The organism is Bradyrhizobium sp. LM2.9 (genome assembly GCF_054056555.1).
The window spans coordinates 5,682,770-5,702,692 of sequence record NZ_JBSRYJ010000002.1 but is presented as its reverse complement, the minus strand read 5'-3'; the positions used below and the strand labels follow the sequence as shown (position 1 = coordinate 5,702,692).

The 19,923-nt window shown below is 64.4% G+C and carries 20 protein-coding genes, 1 tRNA gene and 3 pseudogenes; 13 read left to right on the top strand and 11 right to left on the bottom strand.

What is annotated here, in order from left to right; genetic code table 11:
• Positions 1-40 precede the first annotated feature (40 nt).
• Positions 41-889 carry a thermonuclease family protein gene (locus ACVWW3_RS29560; RefSeq protein ID WP_456649722.1) on the bottom strand — a complete coding sequence of 283 codons (849 nt, stop codon included), beginning with the start codon at positions 887-889 and terminating at the stop codon, positions 41-43.
• Positions 890-1,102: 213 nt separating this feature from the next.
• Between ACVWW3_RS29560 and ACVWW3_RS29555 the strand changes: the two genes are divergently transcribed.
• The 5 genes and pseudogenes from ACVWW3_RS29555 to ACVWW3_RS29535 all read left to right on the top strand — a co-directional run bounded on the left by ACVWW3_RS29555 (position 1,103) and on the right by ACVWW3_RS29535 (position 6,126).
• The gene (locus ACVWW3_RS29555) at positions 1,103-2,308 is read left to right on the top strand and encodes an ABC transporter substrate-binding protein (protein ID WP_456647797.1); all 1,206 of its coding nucleotides are present in this window, start codon (positions 1,103-1,105) and stop codon (positions 2,306-2,308) included.
• Positions 2,309-2,378: 70 nt separating this feature from the next.
• Positions 2,379-3,170, top strand: a complete 792-nt coding sequence (locus ACVWW3_RS29550; protein WP_354107712.1) for an enoyl-CoA hydratase — start codon at positions 2,379-2,381, stop codon at positions 3,168-3,170.
• Between the two features lie 2 nt (positions 3,171-3,172).
• Positions 3,173-3,922 carry a hypothetical protein gene (locus ACVWW3_RS29545; protein ID WP_456647798.1) on the top strand — a complete coding sequence of 250 codons (750 nt, stop codon included), beginning with the start codon at positions 3,173-3,175 and terminating at the stop codon, positions 3,920-3,922.
• Positions 3,923-4,010: 88 nt separating this feature from the next.
• Positions 4,011-4,742, top strand: a pseudogene (locus ACVWW3_RS29540) (CoA-binding protein); the annotation flags it as partial.
• Positions 4,743-4,818: 76 nt separating this feature from the next.
• Positions 4,819-6,126, top strand: a complete 1,308-nt coding sequence (locus ACVWW3_RS29535; RefSeq protein WP_456672230.1) for an acetate--CoA ligase family protein — start codon at positions 4,819-4,821, stop codon at positions 6,124-6,126.
• A 34-nt stretch (positions 6,127-6,160) separates the two neighbouring features.
• Here the strand turns inward: ACVWW3_RS29535 and ACVWW3_RS29530 are convergent.
• The 3 genes and pseudogenes from ACVWW3_RS29530 to ACVWW3_RS29520 form a co-directional block, all read right to left on the bottom strand.
• Positions 6,161-6,981 (bottom strand): annotated as a pseudogene (locus ACVWW3_RS29530) (enoyl-CoA hydratase/isomerase family protein).
• 39 nt (positions 6,982-7,020) lie between these two features.
• Positions 7,021-8,181, bottom strand: a complete 1,161-nt coding sequence (locus tag ACVWW3_RS29525) for an acyl-CoA dehydrogenase family protein (protein WP_211400069.1) — start codon at positions 8,179-8,181, stop codon at positions 7,021-7,023.
• Between the two features lie 17 nt (positions 8,182-8,198).
• The gene (locus tag ACVWW3_RS29520) at positions 8,199-9,263 is read right to left on the bottom strand and encodes an acyl-CoA dehydrogenase family protein (protein ID WP_354107717.1); all 1,065 of its coding nucleotides are present in this window, start codon (positions 9,261-9,263) and stop codon (positions 8,199-8,201) included.
• Between the two features lie 249 nt (positions 9,264-9,512).
• On the opposite strand from ACVWW3_RS29520, the gene ACVWW3_RS29515 reads away from it, so the two are divergent.
• On the top strand, positions 9,513-10,298 hold the full coding sequence (locus ACVWW3_RS29515; RefSeq protein WP_247348560.1) for an SDR family NAD(P)-dependent oxidoreductase: 786 nt from the start codon (positions 9,513-9,515) through the stop codon (positions 10,296-10,298).
• A gap of 144 nt (positions 10,299-10,442) precedes the next feature.
• Here the strand turns inward: ACVWW3_RS29515 and ACVWW3_RS29510 are convergent, their stop codons facing one another.
• From ACVWW3_RS29510 to ACVWW3_RS29495, 4 genes are all read right to left on the bottom strand, one after another.
• Positions 10,443-10,748, bottom strand: a complete 306-nt coding sequence (locus ACVWW3_RS29510) for a hypothetical protein (protein ID WP_456672229.1) — start codon at positions 10,746-10,748, stop codon at positions 10,443-10,445.
• Complete coding sequence (locus ACVWW3_RS29505; RefSeq protein ID WP_456672228.1) at positions 10,717-11,733, bottom strand: IS4 family transposase; 1,017 nt, start codon at positions 11,731-11,733, stop codon at positions 10,717-10,719. Before ACVWW3_RS29505 ends, ACVWW3_RS29510 begins: the two co-directional genes overlap by 32 nt.
• Positions 11,734-11,989: 256 nt before the next feature.
• A complete protein-coding gene (locus ACVWW3_RS29500; protein WP_247348566.1) occupies positions 11,990-12,262 on the bottom strand; it encodes a GlsB/YeaQ/YmgE family stress response membrane protein in 273 nt (90 codons plus the stop codon).
• Positions 12,263-12,290: 28 nt separating this feature from the next.
• Positions 12,291-12,893, bottom strand: a complete 603-nt coding sequence (locus ACVWW3_RS29495) for a YidB family protein (protein ID WP_456647802.1) — start codon at positions 12,891-12,893, stop codon at positions 12,291-12,293.
• A gap of 163 nt (positions 12,894-13,056) precedes the next feature.
• On the opposite strand from ACVWW3_RS29495, the gene ACVWW3_RS29490 reads away from it, so the two are divergent.
• Positions 13,057-14,064 (top strand): 2-dehydropantoate 2-reductase, encoded by a 1,008-nt coding sequence (locus ACVWW3_RS29490; RefSeq protein WP_456647803.1) that lies wholly within the window; start codon positions 13,057-13,059, stop codon positions 14,062-14,064.
• A gap of 28 nt (positions 14,065-14,092) precedes the next feature.
• Complete coding sequence (locus ACVWW3_RS29485) at positions 14,093-14,296, top strand: hypothetical protein (RefSeq protein ID WP_456647804.1); 204 nt, start codon at positions 14,093-14,095, stop codon at positions 14,294-14,296.
• Between the two features lie 42 nt (positions 14,297-14,338).
• On the opposite strand, the gene ACVWW3_RS29480 is transcribed toward ACVWW3_RS29485, so the two are convergent.
• Complete coding sequence (locus ACVWW3_RS29480) at positions 14,339-14,971, bottom strand: hypothetical protein (RefSeq protein ID WP_456647805.1); 633 nt, start codon at positions 14,969-14,971, stop codon at positions 14,339-14,341.
• Between the two features lie 209 nt (positions 14,972-15,180).
• On the opposite strand from ACVWW3_RS29480, the gene ACVWW3_RS29475 reads away from it, so the two are divergent.
• Genes ACVWW3_RS29475 through ACVWW3_RS29460 form a run of 4 tightly spaced genes read left to right on the top strand, consistent with a single transcriptional unit; the run spans position 15,181 to position 18,771 of the window.
• Entirely contained in the window at positions 15,181-16,698 is a 1,518-nt protein-coding gene (locus ACVWW3_RS29475; RefSeq protein ID WP_456647806.1) for an AMP-binding protein, read from the top strand.
• Positions 16,699-16,725: 27 nt separating this feature from the next.
• The gene (locus tag ACVWW3_RS29470; RefSeq protein ID WP_456647807.1) at positions 16,726-17,364 is read left to right on the top strand and encodes an RraA family protein; all 639 of its coding nucleotides are present in this window, start codon (positions 16,726-16,728) and stop codon (positions 17,362-17,364) included.
• 27 nt (positions 17,365-17,391) lie between these two features.
• Entirely contained in the window at positions 17,392-17,763 is a 372-nt protein-coding gene (locus ACVWW3_RS29465) for a cupin domain-containing protein (protein WP_247445433.1), read from the top strand.
• A 51-nt stretch (positions 17,764-17,814) separates the two neighbouring features.
• The gene (locus ACVWW3_RS29460; RefSeq protein ID WP_456647808.1) at positions 17,815-18,771 is read left to right on the top strand and encodes a tripartite tricarboxylate transporter substrate-binding protein; all 957 of its coding nucleotides are present in this window, start codon (positions 17,815-17,817) and stop codon (positions 18,769-18,771) included.
• 57 nt (positions 18,772-18,828) lie between these two features.
• On the opposite strand, the gene ACVWW3_RS29455 is transcribed toward ACVWW3_RS29460, so the two are convergent.
• A complete protein-coding gene (locus tag ACVWW3_RS29455) occupies positions 18,829-19,122 on the bottom strand; it encodes a GYD domain-containing protein (protein ID WP_247348584.1) in 294 nt (97 codons plus the stop codon).
• A gap of 82 nt (positions 19,123-19,204) precedes the next feature.
• Positions 19,205-19,601, bottom strand: a pseudogene (locus ACVWW3_RS29450) (VOC family protein).
• 141 nt (positions 19,602-19,742) lie between these two features.
• Between ACVWW3_RS29450 and ACVWW3_RS29445 the strand changes: the two are divergent.
• A tRNA-Arg gene (locus ACVWW3_RS29445) sits at positions 19,743-19,819 on the top strand.
• Positions 19,820-19,923: the final 104 nt, after the last annotated feature.

The window sequence follows — 19,923 nt, the reverse complement described above, 5'->3', positions numbered from 1 at the left end:
TAGCACCCCATTCACGTTGCTTAACCCGTGCCTGGCCCTTTTAGGGCCTTACCCCTGTCGGCTCGTTTGCGCCCAGCAATTCGACCTGTCCCGCGAGGCGTACATCGATACGCGGCCCCGTATTCCCCTCGACCCAGCCCCGGACGCGAATACGTCTATTCTCCAGAGACTTAAGAGCGATCCCGGCGCTTTCGAATGCCGGTACTGTCCGCTTTGAAATAGTCACGGCAAAGCCGCGTGTCCAGTTCCGTCCGAAGTTGAGGTAGGTTATTGCCCCAGCTTGCCGGACCGACAGGACTTTGCCCTCGACCACCACAAAACGCCCGATCTCCGCCAAAATATCGTCCGGACTTTCCGTGTTTTTTATGGCCGACGGGTCAGACCAGTTGCCCTTTTTTTGGCGCCGCGCTTCGGCCTCCGATTCCATCAGGGCGGTCGCGCAATCCTTGTCGGTGATCTCGGCGGAGACGATGGCGTCGCCCTGGGCGAGCAGCACCGCCTGCACGGAGATGTCGCTCTCGCCGACAAAGACCAGCGCGCCTTGCCGGCCATAGCGGTCGGGCGTGTCGTCAGCGCTGCGCAGAATCACGTCGCGGCCGACGAGCAGCGCGGTCAACGCCTGCTTCGTGGTCGCGGTCGGCTCAATGCCGTTCAGGCGGATGTCGCGGCCGTCGTCGAGACGGACGCTGCGCGCATCGATCGCGACGACGCGGCCTTCGCCTTGGGACTCGAACCGGCACGGGCTCGCGAATGCGCTGTGACCCGCGACGAGAAGGATTGCGACGATGAGGTGAAGCCGTTGCGTCACGTGACCCGGAGAGGTTGCGTTGCGCGCCAGTCTTAACTCAAGCGCGGCGTGTCGCGAAGAGGCTTCGTTACACTCCGTCATTGCGGGCGCAGCGAAACAAGGACGGCGTGCCGCACACGGCCATTCCGTTTTGCGGAAAACGTACGCGCCAATCGTGCCCCCGTAGCGCACCTTCGCTTGCTGCGCTCTCGTGCATGCGGCATGATTGCGGCAACAGCTTTAGCCAAGAGCAATAACCAAGAGCAATAACCAAGCCGCCATCAGAGTACGGCGCGATAAGGGAGGTCTTTTTCGATGAAGCATGTTTTGTCGGGCATTTTTGCCGCCGCGTTGGCGCTGAGTGCGAGCGCCGTGCAGGGCCAGGACAAGCCGCCGCTGAAGATCGGCGGCATCCTCGACATGTCGAGCCTGTATGCCGACATCACCGGCCCCGGCAGCGAGACCGCCGCCAAGATGGCCGTGGAGGATTTTGGCGGTGAGGTGCTCGGACGCAAGATCCAGGTACTGGCCGCCGACCATCAGAACAAGGCCGATCTCTCCGCCAACATCGCCCGCGATATGCTCGACAACCAGGGCGTCGAGATGATCTACGACGTCGCGGCCTCCGCGACCGCGCTTGCCGCCGGCGAGATCGCGAAAGCGCGCAACAAGATCATCATGTTCAACGGCCCGGGCTCGATCCGCCTCAGCAACGAGGCCTGCGGTCCCTATACCATTCACTACGTGTTCGACACCTACGGCCAGGCCAACGTGACCGGCCTCGCGGCCGTGAGGTCGGGCCTCGACACCTGGTTCTTCCTGACCGCCGACTACGCCTTCGGTCAGGATCTGGAGAAGGACACCAGCGCCGTCGTGATCAAGACCGGCGGCAAGGTGCTTGGCAGCGTGCGCCATCCGCTCAACACGTCGGATTTTTCGTCGTTCCTGCTTCAGGCCCAGGCCTCCAAGGCCAAGGTGATTGGCCTTGCCAACGCCGGCGGCGACACCGTCAACGCCATCAAGCAGGCGGCTGAATTCGGCATCACCAAGGGCGGTCAGAAAGTCTCGCCGCTGCTCGCCTTCGTGACCGACATCGACTCGATCGGGCTCGAGACCGCGCAGGGCCTGTTGCTTGCGGAAGCCTTCTACTGGGATCTCAACGACGACACCCGTGCGTTTTCGAAGCGCTTCCAGGAGCGCATGAAGCGGCCTCCGACCTCGGCGCAAGCCGGCGTCTACTCTTCCGTGACGCACTATCTGAAAGCGGTGAAGGCGGCCGGCACGACCGACGCTGCGACGGTGATCAAGGTGATGAAGGAGACACCGATCAACGACTTCTTCGCCAAAAATGGCAAGATCCGCGAGGACGGCCGCATGATCCACGACATGTACCTGTTCGAGGTCAAGAAGCCGTCGGAGTCCAAGGGCCGCTGGGACGACTACAAGCTGCTCGCCACCGTGCCCGGCAGCGAGGCGTTCCAGTCGCTGGAGCAGTCGCGCTGCCCTCTGGTGAAGAAATAAACGTCGCTTCGCTCCTCGCAATGACGGGTGTGGCCAAAGCTCTATCAAACAACAACAAGGGAGACGTCCCATGAGCAACGACATGGTCCTGCAGAAGCTCGAAGGCGGGCTGCTCACCATCACCATGAACCGGCCCGAGCGGAAGAACGCGCTCAACCCGGACATGGTCGCCGGGCTGGTCGTGGCGGCGCGGCGCGCGGCGGACGATCCGGAGGTGCGTGCGGTGCTGTTCAAAGGCGCGGGCGGCAGCTTCTGCGTCGGCGGCGACGTCAAGTCGATGGCGGAGGGACGCGCGCCGCTGCCGTTCGAAGTGAAGATGGCGAACCTGCGCCGCGGCATGGAGGTGTCGCGCATCCTGCACCAGATGCCGAAGCCCGTGGTGGCGCAGCTCGATGGCGCCGCGGCCGGCGCGGGTCTGTCGATGGCGCTGTCGTGCGATCTCCGCATCGCCTCCGAATCCTGCAAGATCACCACCGCCTTTGCAAAGGTCGGCTTCTCCGGCGATTACGGCGGTACCTATTTCCTCACCCAGCTGCTCGGCAGTGCGCGGGCGCGCGAGCTCTATTTGCTGTCGCCGGTCCTGACCGCGAAGGAGGCTCATGCGATCGGCATGGTGACGAAGGTCGTCTCCGACGCCGAGATCGACATGGCCGCGCACGAGCTGGCGCTGTCGCTGGCGCAGGGCCCTTCCATTGCGCTGGGCTTCATCAAGCGCAACATCAACAATGCCGAGCATCTCGCGCTGGAAGATTGCTTCGACGGCGAGGCGATCCATCACACCCGCTGCAGCGACACCGAAGACCACAAGGAGGCTGCAAAGGCGTTCGTCGAGAAGCGCAAGCCGACCTTCAAGGGCGCATGACGATGGCGCCCTATATGCGGCTGCGGCAGATTTGCCTGGTCGCGCCGCAGCTCGCGCCTGTCATCTCCGACATCGCGGAAATCATGGGCCTCGCCGTCTGCTATCGCGACGGCAATGTCGCAAAATACGGCCTGGAGAACGCGCTGCTTCCGGTCGACACGATTCTGCTGGAGGTCGTCGCACCGTTCAAGGTCGGCACCACCGCCGGTCGCTTCATCGAAAAGAGCGGCGGGCGCGGCGGCTACATGGCGATCTTCTGCTGCAACGATCCCGACGAGCGCGGCCGTAACGCCAACGCGCTTGGCGTGCGCACGGCCAACGTCATCGACCACGCGCCCTATCACGGCGTGCAGCTCCATCCCCGCGACTGCCGCGCCGCCTTCATCGAGTTCAACCACACCGAGGGCAGCGACGACATTCTGGGGCCGTATCCGCCGGCCGGGCCGGATTGGCAAAAATTCATCCGCAAGGACGTGACGCAGGCGTTGACGAGCGTGGAGATGCAGAGCCCGGATCCAACAGGGCTGGCCGAGCATTGGGGCAAGATCATCGGCGTTGCGCCGAGTGGCGATACCGAATTGAAGCTGCCCAATGCGACCTTCCGCTTCGTCAAAGGCGCCGGCGAGATCATGAGCGGGCTGGAGTTTCGGGTTGCGGACAAAGTACAGGTGCTGCATGCGGCCAAGGCAAAGGGGCTTGCGGTTGCAGGCGACGAGTTTTTGCTCGGCGGGGTGACGTTCCGCGTCAGTTGATCCCTTGATCGTTATCCGTCACCCCGAGGTGCTCGCCGCTTCGGCGACCCTCGAAGGGCGACGGCTACCGGCGAGTAAGGAACGTCACATGCCGCATCCGCTCGACAGCTTCTTCGCACCGGCAAGCATCGCGTTGATCGGCGCCTCGCGCGATCACGAGAAGATTCCGGGCCGGCTGTTGTCGATGTTGCGCAAGAACGAGTATCCCGGAAAAATCTACCCGGTGAACCCGAACTACGCCGAGATCGACGGGCTCATTTGCTACAAATCGATCACGGAGATCGGCGCGCCGATCGATCTCGCAATCATCATCATTCCCGCACGCGCCGTGCTTGCCGCGCTCGAACAATGCGCCGCCGCCGGCGTCAGGAACGCCGTGATCATCTCCTCCGGATTTGCCGAGGAAGGTGGCGACAGCGCGGCGATGCAGGACGCGATCGCGGCGCTGGCTGGGCGCACCGGTATGCGGATTTCCGGTCCGAACGCCGAGGGCTTTTTCAGCCAGATGCAGCGTGTGGCGGCAACGTTCAGTCCCGCCGTGGATGTCAAGCCGGGTGTAGCGCCGCTGGTCGCGACGACGAAGCGGATCGGCATTGTCGCGCAGAGCGGCGGCATCGGCTTTGCCTATTATCACCGCGCCAAGGCGATCGGCATTGCCGTGAGCTATGTCGTCAGTGCGGGCAACGAATCCGATCTGGGGGCCGGTGAATTTTTGGATTACATGGTACAGGACGCCGCGACCGACGTGATCTTGCTGTTCATCGAAGGCATTCGCGACGTCGACAAGTTTCTCGCGGCAGCGCGCCGGGCAGCCGAGCTGAAGAAGCCTGTCATCGTGACAAAAGTCGGACGCTCTGGCGCCGGGATGCGCGCGGGCCGCCTCGCACACCGCGAGCATGGCCGGGTGGTCGGCGGCCTACGACGCCGTGTTTGCCAAATATGGCTTCATCGTCTCCAACGATCTCGACGAGGCGCTGACGATCGCAGCAGTGCTTGCGAGCAATCCGTTGCCGAAAGGCGATCGCGTCGCCGTGGTCACCGTCTCCGGCGGTGCCGGCATCTGGGGCGCTGATGCCGTGGCGCGGCAAGGCTTGCAAGTGCCGGAGCTCTCCGAAAAAATCCAGGCGGAGATCAAGACGCTGATGCCGTCCTACGGCACCGCGCGCAATCCGATCGACGTCACAGCGCAAGGCGTGACGTCGGGCGGCTTGCAAGAGAGCGTTGATCTGCTGACTGCTTCCGACGAGGTCGATGCAATTCTGGTCTTGCTGTCGCTGTCGAGCGAGGTGCGCAAGCCCTTCAAGGAAGCGGAGCTGAAGCCGGTACTGGCCGCGCAGCACAAGCCCGTGGTGTTTTACTCCTATACGGTGCCGTCGGACTTCGCCCGGTACGAACTTGCCAAATCCGGCGTCGTTGTGCTGTCCGGTCTGACTCATGTCGGTGTGGCGATGCGGCAACTGGTCGACTACGCCAACTTCAAACTGCATAAGCCCGCGGATGGGGCGGAGCTGCCCGCGCGCGATCTCTCGGCGCATCTGACTTCACCGGTTCTGTCCGAGGCCGACAGCAAGGAATTGCTTCGCGCCGCCGGCGTTGTGCTGCCGGCCGAAGTGCTGGTGAAAGAGAAGGGCGAGTTGGACGCGGCCGTCGCGGGCGTCGGTTTCCCGCTGGTGATGAAAATCCAGTCGCCGGACATTGCGCACAAGAGCGAGGTCGGCGGCGTGCGCGTCAATATCACCACCAAGGGCGAGGTGTTTCTTGGGTTCGAAGCGCTGCTCAACAATGCGCGCAAGCACCGGCCGGATGCCGTAATTCAAGGCGTGCTGGTCGCGCCGATGGCGAAGAAAGGCGTCGAGATCATCATCGGCACGATGACGGACAAGACCTTCGGGCCGATGGTGATGGTCGGCCTCGGCGGTATCACCACGGAGCTGTTCCGCGACGTCGTCTACCGCCCGGCGCCCGTGAGCGCGGAAGAAGCCGGCGCGATGCTGGCGAGCTTGAAGGCCGCGCCGTTGTTGAATGGTTTTCGCGGAGCGGCGATGGCGGATGTTGCGGCGGCGTCGCAACTGATTGCCGGCATCTCCGTGCTTGCGTCACGGCATGCAGAGGAAATCGCGGAGATCGAGCTCAACCCGGTGCTCGTGCACCCGGAGGGGCAGGGCGTGACGATCGTCGATGCGCTGGTGGTGGGGCGGGGTTAATCCCTTTCCCACAAGGGGAGAAGGAAGAACGCAATCACCGCCCCTTGAAATTCGCCACGCGCCGCTCTTCCGTGGCTTTCACGCCTTCCTTGAAATCCTCCGTCGCGCGCAGCCTGGTCTGCTCCTCGAGCTCGTGATTGGTCGCGGCCATGACGCGGTCGGCCAAGTCGGCGCGCGCATCGTCGCGCGGGTGGAGACGAGGCCGAGCGGGGAGCATTCGGCGATCTCGCCGGCGAGCTTCAGTGCGGCCGCCTTGACCTGGTCCTGCGGCACCAGCTCGTTGGCGAGGCCCCATTTGACCGCTTCCTCGCCGGTGACGCGGCGGCTGGTGTAGAACATCAGCTCGGCGTTGTTCTTGCCGATCAGCTCGGGCAGCGTCACGGTCAGGCCGAAGCCGGGATGGAAGCCGAGTTTTGTAAAGTTCGCGGAGAACCGTGCTTCGGGGCAGGTGACGCGGAAGTCCGCGGACACCGCGAGCCCGAGCCCGCCGCCGATGGCGGCGCCCTGCACGGCTGCAACGATCGGTTTCTTGGCGCGGAAGATGCGCACCGCCTGGATGTAGAGATGGTTGATCGCGCCGAGGCTGTCGGCCGGATCGCCCTTGGCGGTTTTCTCGGCTTCGCGCGCCTCCTGCGCCTGTCGCGCCGGGTCCTTGAAATTGGCGCCGGCGCAGAACGCCTTGCCTTGCGCGGACAGCACCGAGCTGCGGATCTCGATGTCGCGATCGAATTCGTCGAGCGCATCCGCGATCTGGTTGATCAACGAGATGTCGAAGAAATTCAGCGGTGGGCGCCGAATCTCGATGGTGCCGACATGCCCGACCTTCTCGACGCCGATATCTTTATAGGTGCTCATGATGTCCTCGAAGAGTTAGCGCAAACCAGGTCCGCGCGCCTAGCGCAAACCAAGTCCGCGGGCGATGATGCCGCGCAGCACCTCGGTGGTGCCGCCCTGGATGGTGAGTTTCGGTGCGGTCTTGATGGCGAAGTCGAGCTGCCGCTCCAGCGTCTCGCGGTTGGTCGCGGTCTCCTCGACGAAGGCGGCGAGATCGCGCACGCGGTGCGGCAGCTGCTGCTCCCACACCGTGCCGATGTCCTTGACGATGGACGCTTCCACCACCGGCTCCTTGCCGGCCTGCAACATGCCGGCAACCGAGACCGACATCCGCCGCATGGTGTGGAGCTGCGCCACCAGCCGGCCGATGCCTTCGGCACTGCGCGTGTCCGGATTGGGGCCGACCGCGCGAACCAGCTCGGTCAGCACGTAATAGGTCTCCAGAAAACGCTCGGGGCCCGAGCGTTCATAGGCCAGCTCGGATGTGGCCTGCTTCCAGGCGCCGTCGACTTCGCCGAGCACGTGATCGTCAGGCACGAAGAAATCGGTGAAGACGACCTCGTTGAACTCGTACTGGCCGGTGATCTGGCCGATCGGGTTCACCTGGATGCCCGGCTGCTTCATCTTGACCAGAAACTGCGTCAGGCCGTGACGGCGGTTTTCCTTGGTCGGTTGCGACGTCCGGAAGATCGCGATCATGTAGTCGGCGATGTGCGCCGACGAGGTCCAGATCTTGGTGCCGTTGATGAGATAGCCGCCGTCGGTCTTGGTCGCGCGCGTCTTCGCGGCGAACAGGTCCGAGCCGGAGTTCGGCTCGCTCATGCCGATCGCAAAGCAGATCTCGCCGCGGCAAATGCGCGGCAGGATGTCCATCTTGATATTTTCCGGGGCGTATTTCAGCAGCACCGGCCCGCTCTGGCGATCGGCGACGAAGAAGCGTCGTGTCGGCGCATTGGCCACGCGCATTTCCTCGGTCACCACGTAACGTTCGAGGAACGAGCGCTCCTGGCCGCCATATTTCTTCGGCCATGTCATGCCCAGCCAACCCTTGGCGCCGACCCGGCGGGAAAATTCCGGCGCGTCGGTGTCTTCGCGGTTGGGCTTGTGCGGATCGAAGGTGCCGGCAGCGATTTCCTCCGCGAGGAAGGCGCGCACTTCCTTGCGCAATTGCTCGCATTTTTCAGGCAGGCGGATCGGATCGAAACGGAGGGCAGCGGTCATTGTTGTCTCGTCCCTGATCAGCGCGAAGCCACGAGCGGCCACAATTCATCGGCACCGCGGTTTGCGACCAGCTTGCCGAGCTCGACGGCCCAATGGCTCTCCGAACCGAAATCGTCGCGCCAGGCCAGCGCCCGCAGCGAATAGCGATGCAGGATGTGCTCCAGGGTGAAGCCGATCGCGCCATGCACCTGATGCGCGATGGCGCCGCCCTTTTCCGCAGCTTCCGCGCAGCGGATTTTTGCCGAGGCGGCTTCGAGGTAGACCGCGTCGTCGAACGACTTTGCATTGGCGATGGCGTCGGCCGCGGAGGTCGCAGCCGCAAGCGCAGCAGCCGACTCGCCGGCGAGGCGGGCGAGGTTGTGCTGCACCGCCTGGAATTTGGAGATCTTCTTCTCGAAGGCGACGCGCTCGTTGGAATAGCGCACCGAGATGTCGAGCATCGCTTCCAGCGCGCCCGCAATCTGAAGGCTGCGCGCGACGCCGCCCATCAGCATCAAGGTGGTCTGGTCAAAGCCCTTCGGAGCGGGCTTGATGGTGACGGGCTGCACCTTGTCGAGCGTGACGGTGTCGCTGTGGTCATAGCCGACATTGAGCCCGGTCTCGATCCGCCCCTTGCTGGCGTCGACCAGCGCGATCGCGGCGCCGTCCTTGCCGTGTGCCAGCACTGCGAAGTGCTTTGCCGCTTTCGCAAACGGAACGCCGCGGGCGCGGCCGGAGAGCGCGCCGTCGGCGTCGCGCGTGATCCGGTCCTTCGGCGAGGCCGGCAGCAGCGTCATCTCTCCCTCTGGGGAAGCGATCTTTGCCTGCGCCAGCAGCCAGCCGGCCAGCATGGTCTCGGCCAGGGGAACCGCGACTGCGAAACGGCCGGCGGCGTTCAGCAGCGCAAAGCCGTCGGCAAGGCTCGCGCCGGAGCCGCCGAGATCGTCGGGCACCCAGGACAGCGGCAGGCCGGCTTCGCTCAGCGCGTGCCACAGCGGCGCCTGCCACGAATCCTTCTTGTCGTTGTTGACGGTCTGCGGATCGGCAAGATCGGCGAAGATCTTCTCCGCGGTCTCGACGACGATATTGTCACTCTCCGCCACAGCGTTCCCCGTGTTTTGCCATTGGCGCATCCGGCCCGAAAGGGCAGGGCGCGCAGGTTCTTCTTGCGCCGGATGATCGGAAAAAGCCATGGCCCTGACAAGCGTTGATCGCAGGTCAACCTGCGGCGCGGGCATGGGCGATAAGCTAATTCCGCTTAGCGGAGTTTGCTGATTTGCAGGGCGCGGCAAACTCGCTAAACAAGACCAGCTACCTCAGGCTTGCATCAAAGACATTGGAAGGAAATCAGGATGGCAAAGGACAGTTTGTGCGCAATCGTGACGGGGTCCGCCTCCGGCCTGGGCGCTGCGACCGCGGAAATTCTCGCACGGAGCGGGGCGCGGCTCATCATCAACTATTCCTCGAGCCAGAAGGAAGCGGAGGCGACCGCGGAGCTTTGCCGCAAGGCGGGCTCGCCGGAAGTTCTGGTCGCGCAGGGCGACGTTTCGAAAGATGACGATTGCCGCAAGATCGTCGCGGCAGCCAGCGGCTGGGGCCGGCTCGACGTGCTCGTCAACAATGCCGGCACCACCAAGCATGTCGCCCATGCCGATCTCGATGGATTGTCGGCGGAAGATTTCCAGCGCCTCTACGGCGTCAACACCATCGGCCCGTTCCAGATGGTACGTGCGGCACGCAGCCTGCTCGAGGCCGGCGCGAAAGCCTCGGAGCGGCCGTCCGCCGTGGTCAACGTGTCCTCGGTCGCCGGCATCAGCGGCGTCGGCTCGTCGATCGCCTATGCCGCGAGCAAGGGCGCGCTCAACACCATGACGCTGTCGCTGTCACGCGCGCTGGCGCCGCTGATCCGTGTCAACACGGTGTGTCCCGGTTATATCGACACCCCCTGGTTCACCAAGGGCCGCGGCGAGGCGGGTGCCAAGCAGGTGCGCGACAGCGTCGTGGCGAAGGTGCCGCTGAAGGTCGCATCATCAGCGGAAGACATCGCCCAGCTCGTCTGCTTCCTGGCGATGCCGGCCTCCAGCAACATGACCGGCGAGGTCGTGCGCATGGATGCGGGGATGCATTTGATTACGTGAGCTCGCTCCGCTAGCGCGGCAAACACAACCGTCGTCCCGGCGCAGGCCGGGACCCATAACCACAGGCCGTGGTTGTCGTTCGAAATCGGCAACTACCGATCTTCGCCAAACCAAATTCGGTGGCTATGGGTCCCGGCCTTCGCCCTAGGGCATGCACATATCTCTGAGGCTCCATCCTGCTGCGACGGCATGGAAGTATTGGAGACCGTTGCTGAAGGTGATTGGACCTGGCGGCCTGGAAGATGGATAGCCGTCCCAACCGCCGAGGCGGCCGATGATCCAGGCGGCCCAGGCTAGGCTGTCAGGCGGATGCGGGTTCTTCAGCCGCTTACTTTTGGCTTCGTACTGCTGGTTCAGGGCAGTCAGCGTAGCCATCTCGCTGGTGTTGAAGGCGATGTGGATGGACTGCTGTCTGCCGTCACGCGCTTGCAGGAGCTGGATGGTGATCACAGCCGCCTTGGCAGCGATGGCGACCAGCTTCAGAAGCCGGTCGGCGGTCCCCAATTTGGCTGTCTTCGAGCTTGAGGCCTTGTGTCTTGAGGACACGGAAGAACTGCTCGATGATCCAGCGCTGCTTGTACCATTCGACGATACGCCAGGCGTCATCTGCACCGGTGACCCCGTGAGAGGTGAGAAGACACCAGCGCAGCGGTTCGACGTCGGAGCCGGCGTTGATCTCGCGGACGTCAACGACGGCCAGATGTAAGCTTTTCGGCAAATGGCGCAGGAACTTGCTTTGCGGTCGAGCCAGTTCGATTGCACCAAAGCGAAGCTCGAGGTTGGCCTGACGTGCCGGCCGCTGCGCTCTCGGAGGCAATTGGACCGTACGACGCTCCATCGGCACCATAGCCTCGATGGCCGCATACAAACCCGCCATGTCGGCCAGCTTGCGATCATGCATGCTGCGGGCGATCACGTGATAGCCCTGCTCGGCCGCGCTGGCATAAAGGGCAAAGATGTCACTCTCGCGGTCACCAAGCAGGGTCACCCTTGCGGCTTTCGCAAGCAGCGGCTTGGCCGCAAGGACGGTGGCAGTCCAGCGCTGCGATTCCTTGTCCGACAGCTCGCGGCTGTCATGCGAGACGGTCCGACGGCCCTCACGCGTCCACACTTCGCCGCTCAAAAGTCCCAGGCAGGTGCCATTGTCTGCATCCACCGCCAGCAACGGGTGCAGCAGCACGCCGTGGTTATTGCCCTTGCCGATTTCCCCAAGCCCGCGACGGCGTTGCGGTGTGGTCTTGAAGTGGATCTCACTGGTGTCCTGGATCGCCAAAACGTGGCGGCCCTCGACAGCTGCAACCGTGCTTTCACTCCAGCTTTCGATGATCCGCTCCGCTGTCACCTTGTCATGACCGAGAAAGCGGTTGAACCGCACCTCCAGGTTACGGTCTCCTCTCGAAAGCTGCCGCAGGCAGACATTCTTGCCAGCAACCATGCGTCCGACAAGCGCCGCCCCCCTTTATCGAGACGACGATCCCCGAACCGGCCCAGCGTCCAGTCAATTCGTGACAGCATGGCGGCACCTCCATCCGATCAGAAGTGCCGTCATAGAGATCACACGGATTCCCGATTCTGGAACCCCTCACCCTCGACCCGAGTCAATCCGTCGCACCAGATATGTGCATGCCCTAGGGCCTTCGCCGGGACGACACCGAATTTCTTGGCAGGCCACGCTGCAAAGCGACGGCGGGCTACCCCTTGATCACGCCACTCGCGACCAGTCGGTGCCAGATGAACAGCACCACCACCGCGCCGATGGTGGCCATGATGAATCCGGCGCCCTGGTCGGGACTGTAGTGTCCGATCGCCTGGCCGACGAAGGTCGCGAGAAATGCGCCGACGATGCCGAGGATGGTGGTGAGGATGAAGCCGCTCGGGTTGTTCGGTCCCGGCGCCAGCCAGCGCGCGATGAGGCCGGCGATGAAGCCGACGACGATGATCCACAACAAGCCACCCATGCTCATGTCCGTGCTCCCCTCGTTTTGACTCAAATCAGATTCTGCCCGAGATCTCGTTCTCGGTCGGCAGCCGTCCGTCCGGCGTCAGATGGTCGATCACCTTCGGCAGATACTGGCTGAGGCCGGAGAGCAGCTCGTCGCGCGACAGGCCGCTCTGGGCGGACAGGCTCTCGATCTGGTCGGCGCCGAGCGCGTTGGCGAGATCGCCGGGCGCGATCGCCTTGTTCTCGCCCTTGCCGACCCAGGTATTGGCGGCCTCGCCGTGGCCGCCCTGCTGAAGCTGGTTGAGGAGATCGCCGAGACCGCCGCTGAGCACGCTGCCGGCCGCGCCACCCGCGAGCAGGCCGCCAAGGCCGCCCTTGAGCAGGTCACCGAGGCCGCCGCCTCCGCCAAGTGCACCTCCAAGTCCGCCGCCAGCACCCGCATTCACCGGCGGGGGCAGGTGCGTCGGCGTCGGGGACTGCTGCGGTGCCGCGCCGGGCTGGCCCGCGGTCACGTGCTTGAACGCCTTCCAGGCGAGCAGGCCAAGCAGCGCCATGGTCATCGGCGACATGCCGCCCGAGGACTTCTCAGAGCTTGGCGTGCTGGGGCCGCGCGGGCCGCTCTGCATGCCGTTGAGGACGTCGAGTAGACCCATGATGCTCTCCTTTGGCGTTCTCGTCGGCGAGCTCTCGCCGCTGATAGGCCCCCGGGGCAAAAACATATGAGGCTCTCATGACGGTTACAAGGCGGATGCGGCGCGATGGGCAGCAGGCCTCGCCTCTGCTATCGAAGGCCGGCCATTCGGTGAGCAAGGCGAGGTGATGACGGATCGACCGATCGTGGTGGCCGGCGCGGGCGCCATCGGATGTTTCGTCGGCGGCATGCTGACGGCTGGCGGCCGCCGCGTCGCGCTGCTGGTGCGGCCGCGGGTGAAGGCCGAGATCGAACGGTTCGGCCTGCTTCTGACCGATTTCGACGGCTCCGAGAAGAAGCTCGACCCCGGCCAACTTGCGCTGTCGGAAGATCCCGCGATCTTCCACAGCGCCGGTATCGTGCTGGTCACGGTGAAGAGCGCCGACACGGCCGGTGTCGCGGAGCAGATCGCGCAGCATGCGCCGCAGGATGCCGTCATCGTCTCGCTGCAAAACGGCGTCGGCAATGTCGCGGTGCTGCGCGAGCGCCTCGGCGGCCGCCGCGTGATCGCCGGCATGGTGCCTTTCAACGTGATCGGCATGGGCGAGGGCCGCTTCCACCGCTCGACCTCCGGCGACATTCATGTTGGCGAAGACGGGGCGAACACGGCCGCAGCGCTCTCGGCGCCGGGGCTCGTCATGCACGCGAGCCGCGACATCACAGGCGTGCAATGGGGCAAGCTGATCATCAATTTGAACAATGCGCTCAGCGCCTTGTCCGATATGCCGCTCGCCGCGCAACTGGCGAACCGCGACTGGCGAAGGCTGTTCGCCGATCAAATGGCGGAGGGGCTGACCGCGATGAAAGCCGCCGGCATCACTCCGGTCTCGGCGACGCCGATCCCGTCGTCCTGGACGCCGACCTTGCTGAGACTGCCTGATCCGATCTTCAACCTGATCCTGGGAAGGACGATGAAGATCGATCCCGAGGCGCGTTCCTCGATGTGGCAGGATTTGAAGCAGGGCCGCAAGACCGAGATCGACTATCTCCAGGGCGCGATCATCGCGCTCGCCGAACAGAACAGCATCGACGTGCCGCTGTCGCGCCGCATTGTTGCGCTGATCAACGAGGCTGAGGCCGCGGGCAAGGGCCCGCCGCGGCTGACGCCGCAGCAGATCCACGGCGTTGCATGAGCTCACGCCGGCCGACGGGAGAATTGCGATGAAACGCTATTTGACGATCGGGGTCGCACTGGCCGCCCTCTGCGCAGGTTCCACGTTTGCCCAGGCAAGGCCGCCGACCGTCACGAATTCGCCCGGCTATGACGCACGCCTGAAGGAAAGCCGCTCACAGTTGGGTAGCTCATCCGCAGCAACCGCACCGGTGGTCAAGCCGAAGCGCAGCAAGACGAAGCGGACGAACTGAGGCTGGGAGACGGATCTCCATCCAATGACGGCTGTGGCTAGCTCAGCCCTTCTTCGCGGGCTTGCTCGGTGTCGGGCTGAACAGCTTCTTCAGATCATTCAATCCATCCGACAGCCGCGGCCATTCGCAGGAGAACGAGCCCTTGGTGCAGGGCGCGCCCTTCGGCCGCGGCCGTGCGTCGCCGATGGCGGCCTGCTGCACTTTCGGCCGCTCGACCGGCACAGGCACGCGCTCGACCTCGGTTCGCAGCGCGACCCGCTGGAGCTGTTGCGCCTGTTGTTCCTGCTGCTCGCGCTGCTGGCGCGCGACCGCCTGGGCGGCTTCATTGCTGCGGCGCTGAACGGCGAGATAGGCGGTGTAGGATTCGTCGATCTTCTTCTGCTCCTCCGGCGTCGGATTGGGGCCGGCGATGTCAAAGCTGCGGTCCTGGAGGAAATCGTAATAGGAGTAGCCGCCGCCGGCTTTGCGCCGGCCGGCGAATTTCGCGTTGCAGTCGGCAAGCGCGGAGGTTTTCTCGGTCTTGGTCGCGGCTTTCTCGGCGGCGTCGGCGCATGCCTCGAAGTCAACAGGCGCGCGTTTCCACCATTGTGCCTGGGCATGCGACGGCGCCAGCAGGAAAAATCCTGCTGCCGCCAAGACAAGCGCCGCACGACGCGATGCAACTACGTCCGACATTCTACGAGAGCATTCCTTGCAAAACTCAACCCGAACTGAGTCGGGTCGGATTTTTGCCCCTTTATGGCCGGCTTGTCACCCATGGAACCCGGGAAATTCATGGCTGCGATGCTGACATTTTTTGCTTGACGTGGCGTAGGAGTCACAGCGTCACTTCATCCTGCGGTCGCCTCGTCGGCGACGCCAAGAAGACGAAGTGGAAACGCCTGATGCTGCTGCCCCTGTCCGATGTGCCGCGCTGGTACGCCGAGCGCAAACCGCAAGGCACGATCGCCGTCCGTCACGGGCAGGACACGCTGACATGGGACGCGCTCGAACGCGGTGCCAACCGGCGGGCACGGGCGTTTGCGGCGAAGGGCGTCAAGCCCGGTGATTTCGTCGCGATCGGATTGCCCAACGGCAATTCATTCTTCGAGACTTCTTTTGCGGTGTGGAAATGCGGCGCGACGCCGACCTCGCTGTCATGGCGCCTGCCGCGCGGCGAAGCCGCCGCGGTGCTCGACATCCTGAAGCCGGCGCTGGTGGTCGGCGGCGAAGCCGACTGGAATGCGCCGAACCGTCTGCCTGCGGATTTCGTGCCGGAAGGGTATTCCGACGAGCCGCTCAATCCACCGGTGGCGCGCTATTGGAAAGCCATGACCAGCGGCGGCTCGACCGGCCGGCCGAAGGTGATCCTCGATCACCAGCCGGCGGTGACCGACACGGTCGCCGCGCCGCCGCTCAACATCCCCTTCGGGGTCTCGCTGCTCAATCCCGGCCCGCTCTACCACAATGCTCCGTTCATCGTGTCGCACTACGCGCTGTTTACCGGCGGCCAGCTCACCGGCCTCGTCAAGTTCGACGCGGAGGAGGCGCTGCGACAGATCGCGCGCGAGCGCGTGCAATGGGTCAATTTCGTGCCGACCATGATGCACCGGATCTGGGCGCTGCCGGAGCACGTGCGCAATGCCTACGACGTGTCGAGCCTGCAGACCGTCTTCCACATGGCCGCTCCGATGCCGCCCTGGCTGAAGGAGAACTGGATCGCCTGGCTCGGGCCTGAGCGGATCTGGGAGCTCTATGGCGGCACCGAGCGGCAAGGCTCATGCATCATCTCCGGCACGGAATGGCTGACGCACAAGGGCTCGGTCGGCAAGATCGGCGAGATGGCGCGCCTGCGCATCGTCGGCGAGGACGGCAACGACGTGGCGCCGGGCGAGAGCGGCGAGATTTATTTCCTCAACAATGACGGCAAGGACGCCACCTATCACTATCTCGGCGCCGAGCCGAAGCGCCGCGCGGACGGCTGGGAATCGCTCGGCGATATCGGCCGGCTGGACGCGGAAGGCTACCTCTATCTCGGTGACCGCCTTGCCGACATGGTGTTGCGCGGCGGTGCCAACATCTATCCGGCCGAGATCGAGGCCGCGGTCTCTGAGTGCCCCGGCGTGCGCTCCTGCGTGGTGGTGGGATTGCCCGATCCGGAACTGGGCCAGCGCGTACATGCCATCATCGAGCCGGAGGGCGACGCGGACGGTCAGGCCATCGCCGACGGCATGGCGGATTTCCTGAAGGACCGGCTGAGCCGCTACAAGCATCCGGAGAGCTTTGAGATCGTCAGCGCCCCGCCGCGCGATGATTCCGGTAAAGTTCGCTGCACGCTGTTGCGCGATGAGCGCGCGGCGTGGATGAAGGAGGGGCGCGCCTTCCGGATTTGGCCGGCGCAGGCGCGGGCGCGCGCCGAGTAAGACAATTCACGGGAAGGACTGACGATCATGACCATCACCATCGCTGCGAACTCTGTGCCGAAGCCGCCGGCCGAGATCATCGAGGGTTTTCGCGGTGCGCCGACCTCGGTCATTTCGGACAATCTCGCCCGGCTGCCGGGTGCCGTCGGGCTAAAGCCCTATCATCGCGGCGGCAAGCTGGTGGGCACGGCCTTCACGGTCCGTACCCGTCCCGGCGACAATCTCGCCATCCACCGCGCGCTCGAACTGGTCGGCCCGGGCGACGTCATCGTGGTCGATGGCGGCGGCGACGAGACGCGGGCGCTGGTCGGCGAGATCATGAAGACTATCGCGCAGTGGCGCAAAGCCGAAGGTTATGTGATCGACGGCGCGATCCGCGACGTTGCGGCGTTCGCGGCCGACGACTTTCCCTGCTACGCCCGCGCGGTGATCCACCGCGGGCCCTACAAGAACGGCCCCGGCGAGATCAATTTGCCTGTTACCATCGGCGGCAGCGTGATCTCGCCCGGCGACATCGTGGTCGGCGACGAGGACGGCGTGGTGGCGTTTCCCGCCGCCGGTGCCGCGGCTCTGCTGGAAGCCGTGCGGGCCCAGGTCGCGCGCGAGGAGGAGACGCTGAAGGCGATCCGCGAGGGCCGCTATCAGGGCTCGTATGGAAAATCCTGATCAGAGAAAAAAGAAGGGGAGGATCGCGTGAGCCAGAAAGAGGAATTCCACAATCTCGACGATACCGGCGACGGGCTGCTTCGCGAGCTCGCGGCAGGGGTGACCACGCGCATCTTCTCCGGCGAGCAGGCGATGCTGTCGGTGGTGACGCTGGCGCCGCATGCGCAGGGCACGCTGCACCATCATCCCGAGGAGCAATGGGGCGTGCTGCTCGACGGCTCCGCGATCCGCGTCCAGGGCGACGAAGAGATTTCCGTGAAGAAGGGCGATTTCTGGCGCACGCCCGGTAATGTGCCGCATACCATGCGCGCCGGCCCCGACGGCGCCCGCGTGCTGGACATCTTTAGTCCACCGCGGCCGGAATACAGAAAAGCGGGGTCCGGTTTCGGGACGACTTAAAGCGCTCACAAGCAAAAAAGCAAAGAGCGAAGGCAAAACAGGGAGGACAACATGACGATCACACGACGGGCGCTGCTGGCCGCGCCCGCCATCCTCGCGATGGCACCGGCAAGCGCACAGGCCTCAAAAATCACGCTGGTGGTGCCGTTTCCGCCGGGCGGATCGACCGATGCGATGGCGCGGCTGCTCCAGAGCCATCTGCAAACCAAGCTCAATCGCATCGTCATTGTCGAGAACAAGTCGGGCGCCGCCGGCGCGCTCGGCGCGGCGCAGGTCGCCAAGAGCCCGCCTGACGGCTCCACGTTCCTGGTCACCTTCGATTCTCACGCGGTGATTCCCTCCATCCTCGACAAGCCGCCCGTCGATGTCGAGCGCGAGCTGATGCCGGTGTTGCTGGTCGGCACCGCGCCCTACGTGATCGCGGCCGGTGCGGGCCGTCCCTACAAGAGCTTTGCCGACGTGGTGGCGGCCTGCAAGGCGACGCCCGGCGCAGTGAAATATGCCTCCGTCGGCATCGGCACGCTCGGCCATCTCGCCATGACCGTGCTCGGCAACAAGGCCGGCGTCGAGGTCATGCACGTGCCCTATCGCGGCGGTGGCCCCGCGATGAACGACGTGCTCGGCGGCCATGTCGATCTGATCGCGGGATCGGCGGCGCTGGTCGCAGCGCAGCTCGGCACCAACATGCTGCGTCCGATCCTGCAACTCGGCCGCGCGCGGCTGCCGGGCCTGCCGGATACGCCGACCGCGATCGAGGCGGGCTTTCCGGATTTCGAGACGCTGGCATGGTGGGGCATCTTCGCGCCCACGGGTACGCCGCCTGACATCGTCGCAGCCCTCGCGACGGCGTCCAGGGAAATCCTGAGCGAGCCCGCGACCGCCGCACAGCTCAAGGAGACGCAGCAGATGACGCTGCTGCTCGAGGACGGCCCTGCGTTCAAGACCTTCTTCGACAAGCAGGTCGCCACCTGGGGCAAGGTGGTGCGGGACAACAATATCCGGGCGTGAGAGGCTCCTTCCGGGGATTGCCATCCCAGGTCCGGTGCGCTGGCGCGGGCTTGAGCGTCAGAGCATCTTGCCAACGATCTTTGTCATATCTGCTGCCGAAAACGCGCGCAGCGTTTCGGTGCGGACATTGCCAAGCGCGCTGAGACTAAGGCTGAGCGACATTGCGGCAGCCTCATCTGGAGCCTCGAGAACGGTCACAACGTCATATCGTCCCTGCGTCCAGACGATCTCTTTCACGGTCACGCCGAACGTTTTGGCCATTTCCTTGAAAGCGTCGACCCGCTTCGGCGAGTCCTTGACGTTGCGGACTCCCTGATCAGTGAAGTTCCCCAGCACGACATAGGTTACCATGGTCGTCCTCCCTGGTTAGAACCCAGATACAATTCTCGCTTGAGGAAACCGCGCCGAGTTTGCCACGGTGGCTGAGACGGCGCTACTCGCGCGTTGGGAACGTCAGCGGATGTGACTTATGCGGTCCGGACAACGGTCGCGCGAAACTGAGCTCATGGCCGTCGGGGTCGGTGAGAATGGAAGTAGCGCTCACCCCATTCTGCATCGCGCGGCGCGGTCGACGGCTGCCACCCGGCGGCGCGTGCGCGCGCGTAGGCCCCGTCGACATCGGCGACGTAGAAGATGACGCGGCCCCACCAGGACCAGTGCTTGTCTTCCGGCTGCGCAGTCAAGTTGAGATAGCCGGTGCCGGCGCGAAAGCTTGTGAATGCAGCGGCCTCGCCGCCATATAGCAGTTCGAACCCCAGCGAACGATAGAACTGCACGGCGCGCCCCATGTCATGCGTGCCGAGCGTGATGGCGCTGATGCTTTCGATCATGTGGGCTACTCCGCCGAGTGGGATCTGGAGGCGATTGTACAGCCGTCCCGTTCAGGTTGACGCTGATCTGGCCCGCCTTGCGGCTGGCGAACCGCATTCTGCTCTGCTATGAGGGGGCCGAACCCGTCCCGCGGGTTCCGCGGTCCCGTAGCTCAGCCGGATAGAGCGACGGTTTCCTAAACCGTAGGTCGGAAGTTCGAGTCTTCCCGGGATCGCCAGTTTCTCAATGAGCAATCGCTGCGTTTGCCACGCTCGTCGGCGCAAAAATTGCTAGAAGCGCGAAGCTTCCTTCCTTGCCCGGGCTGATTGCCGGTCCCACCTC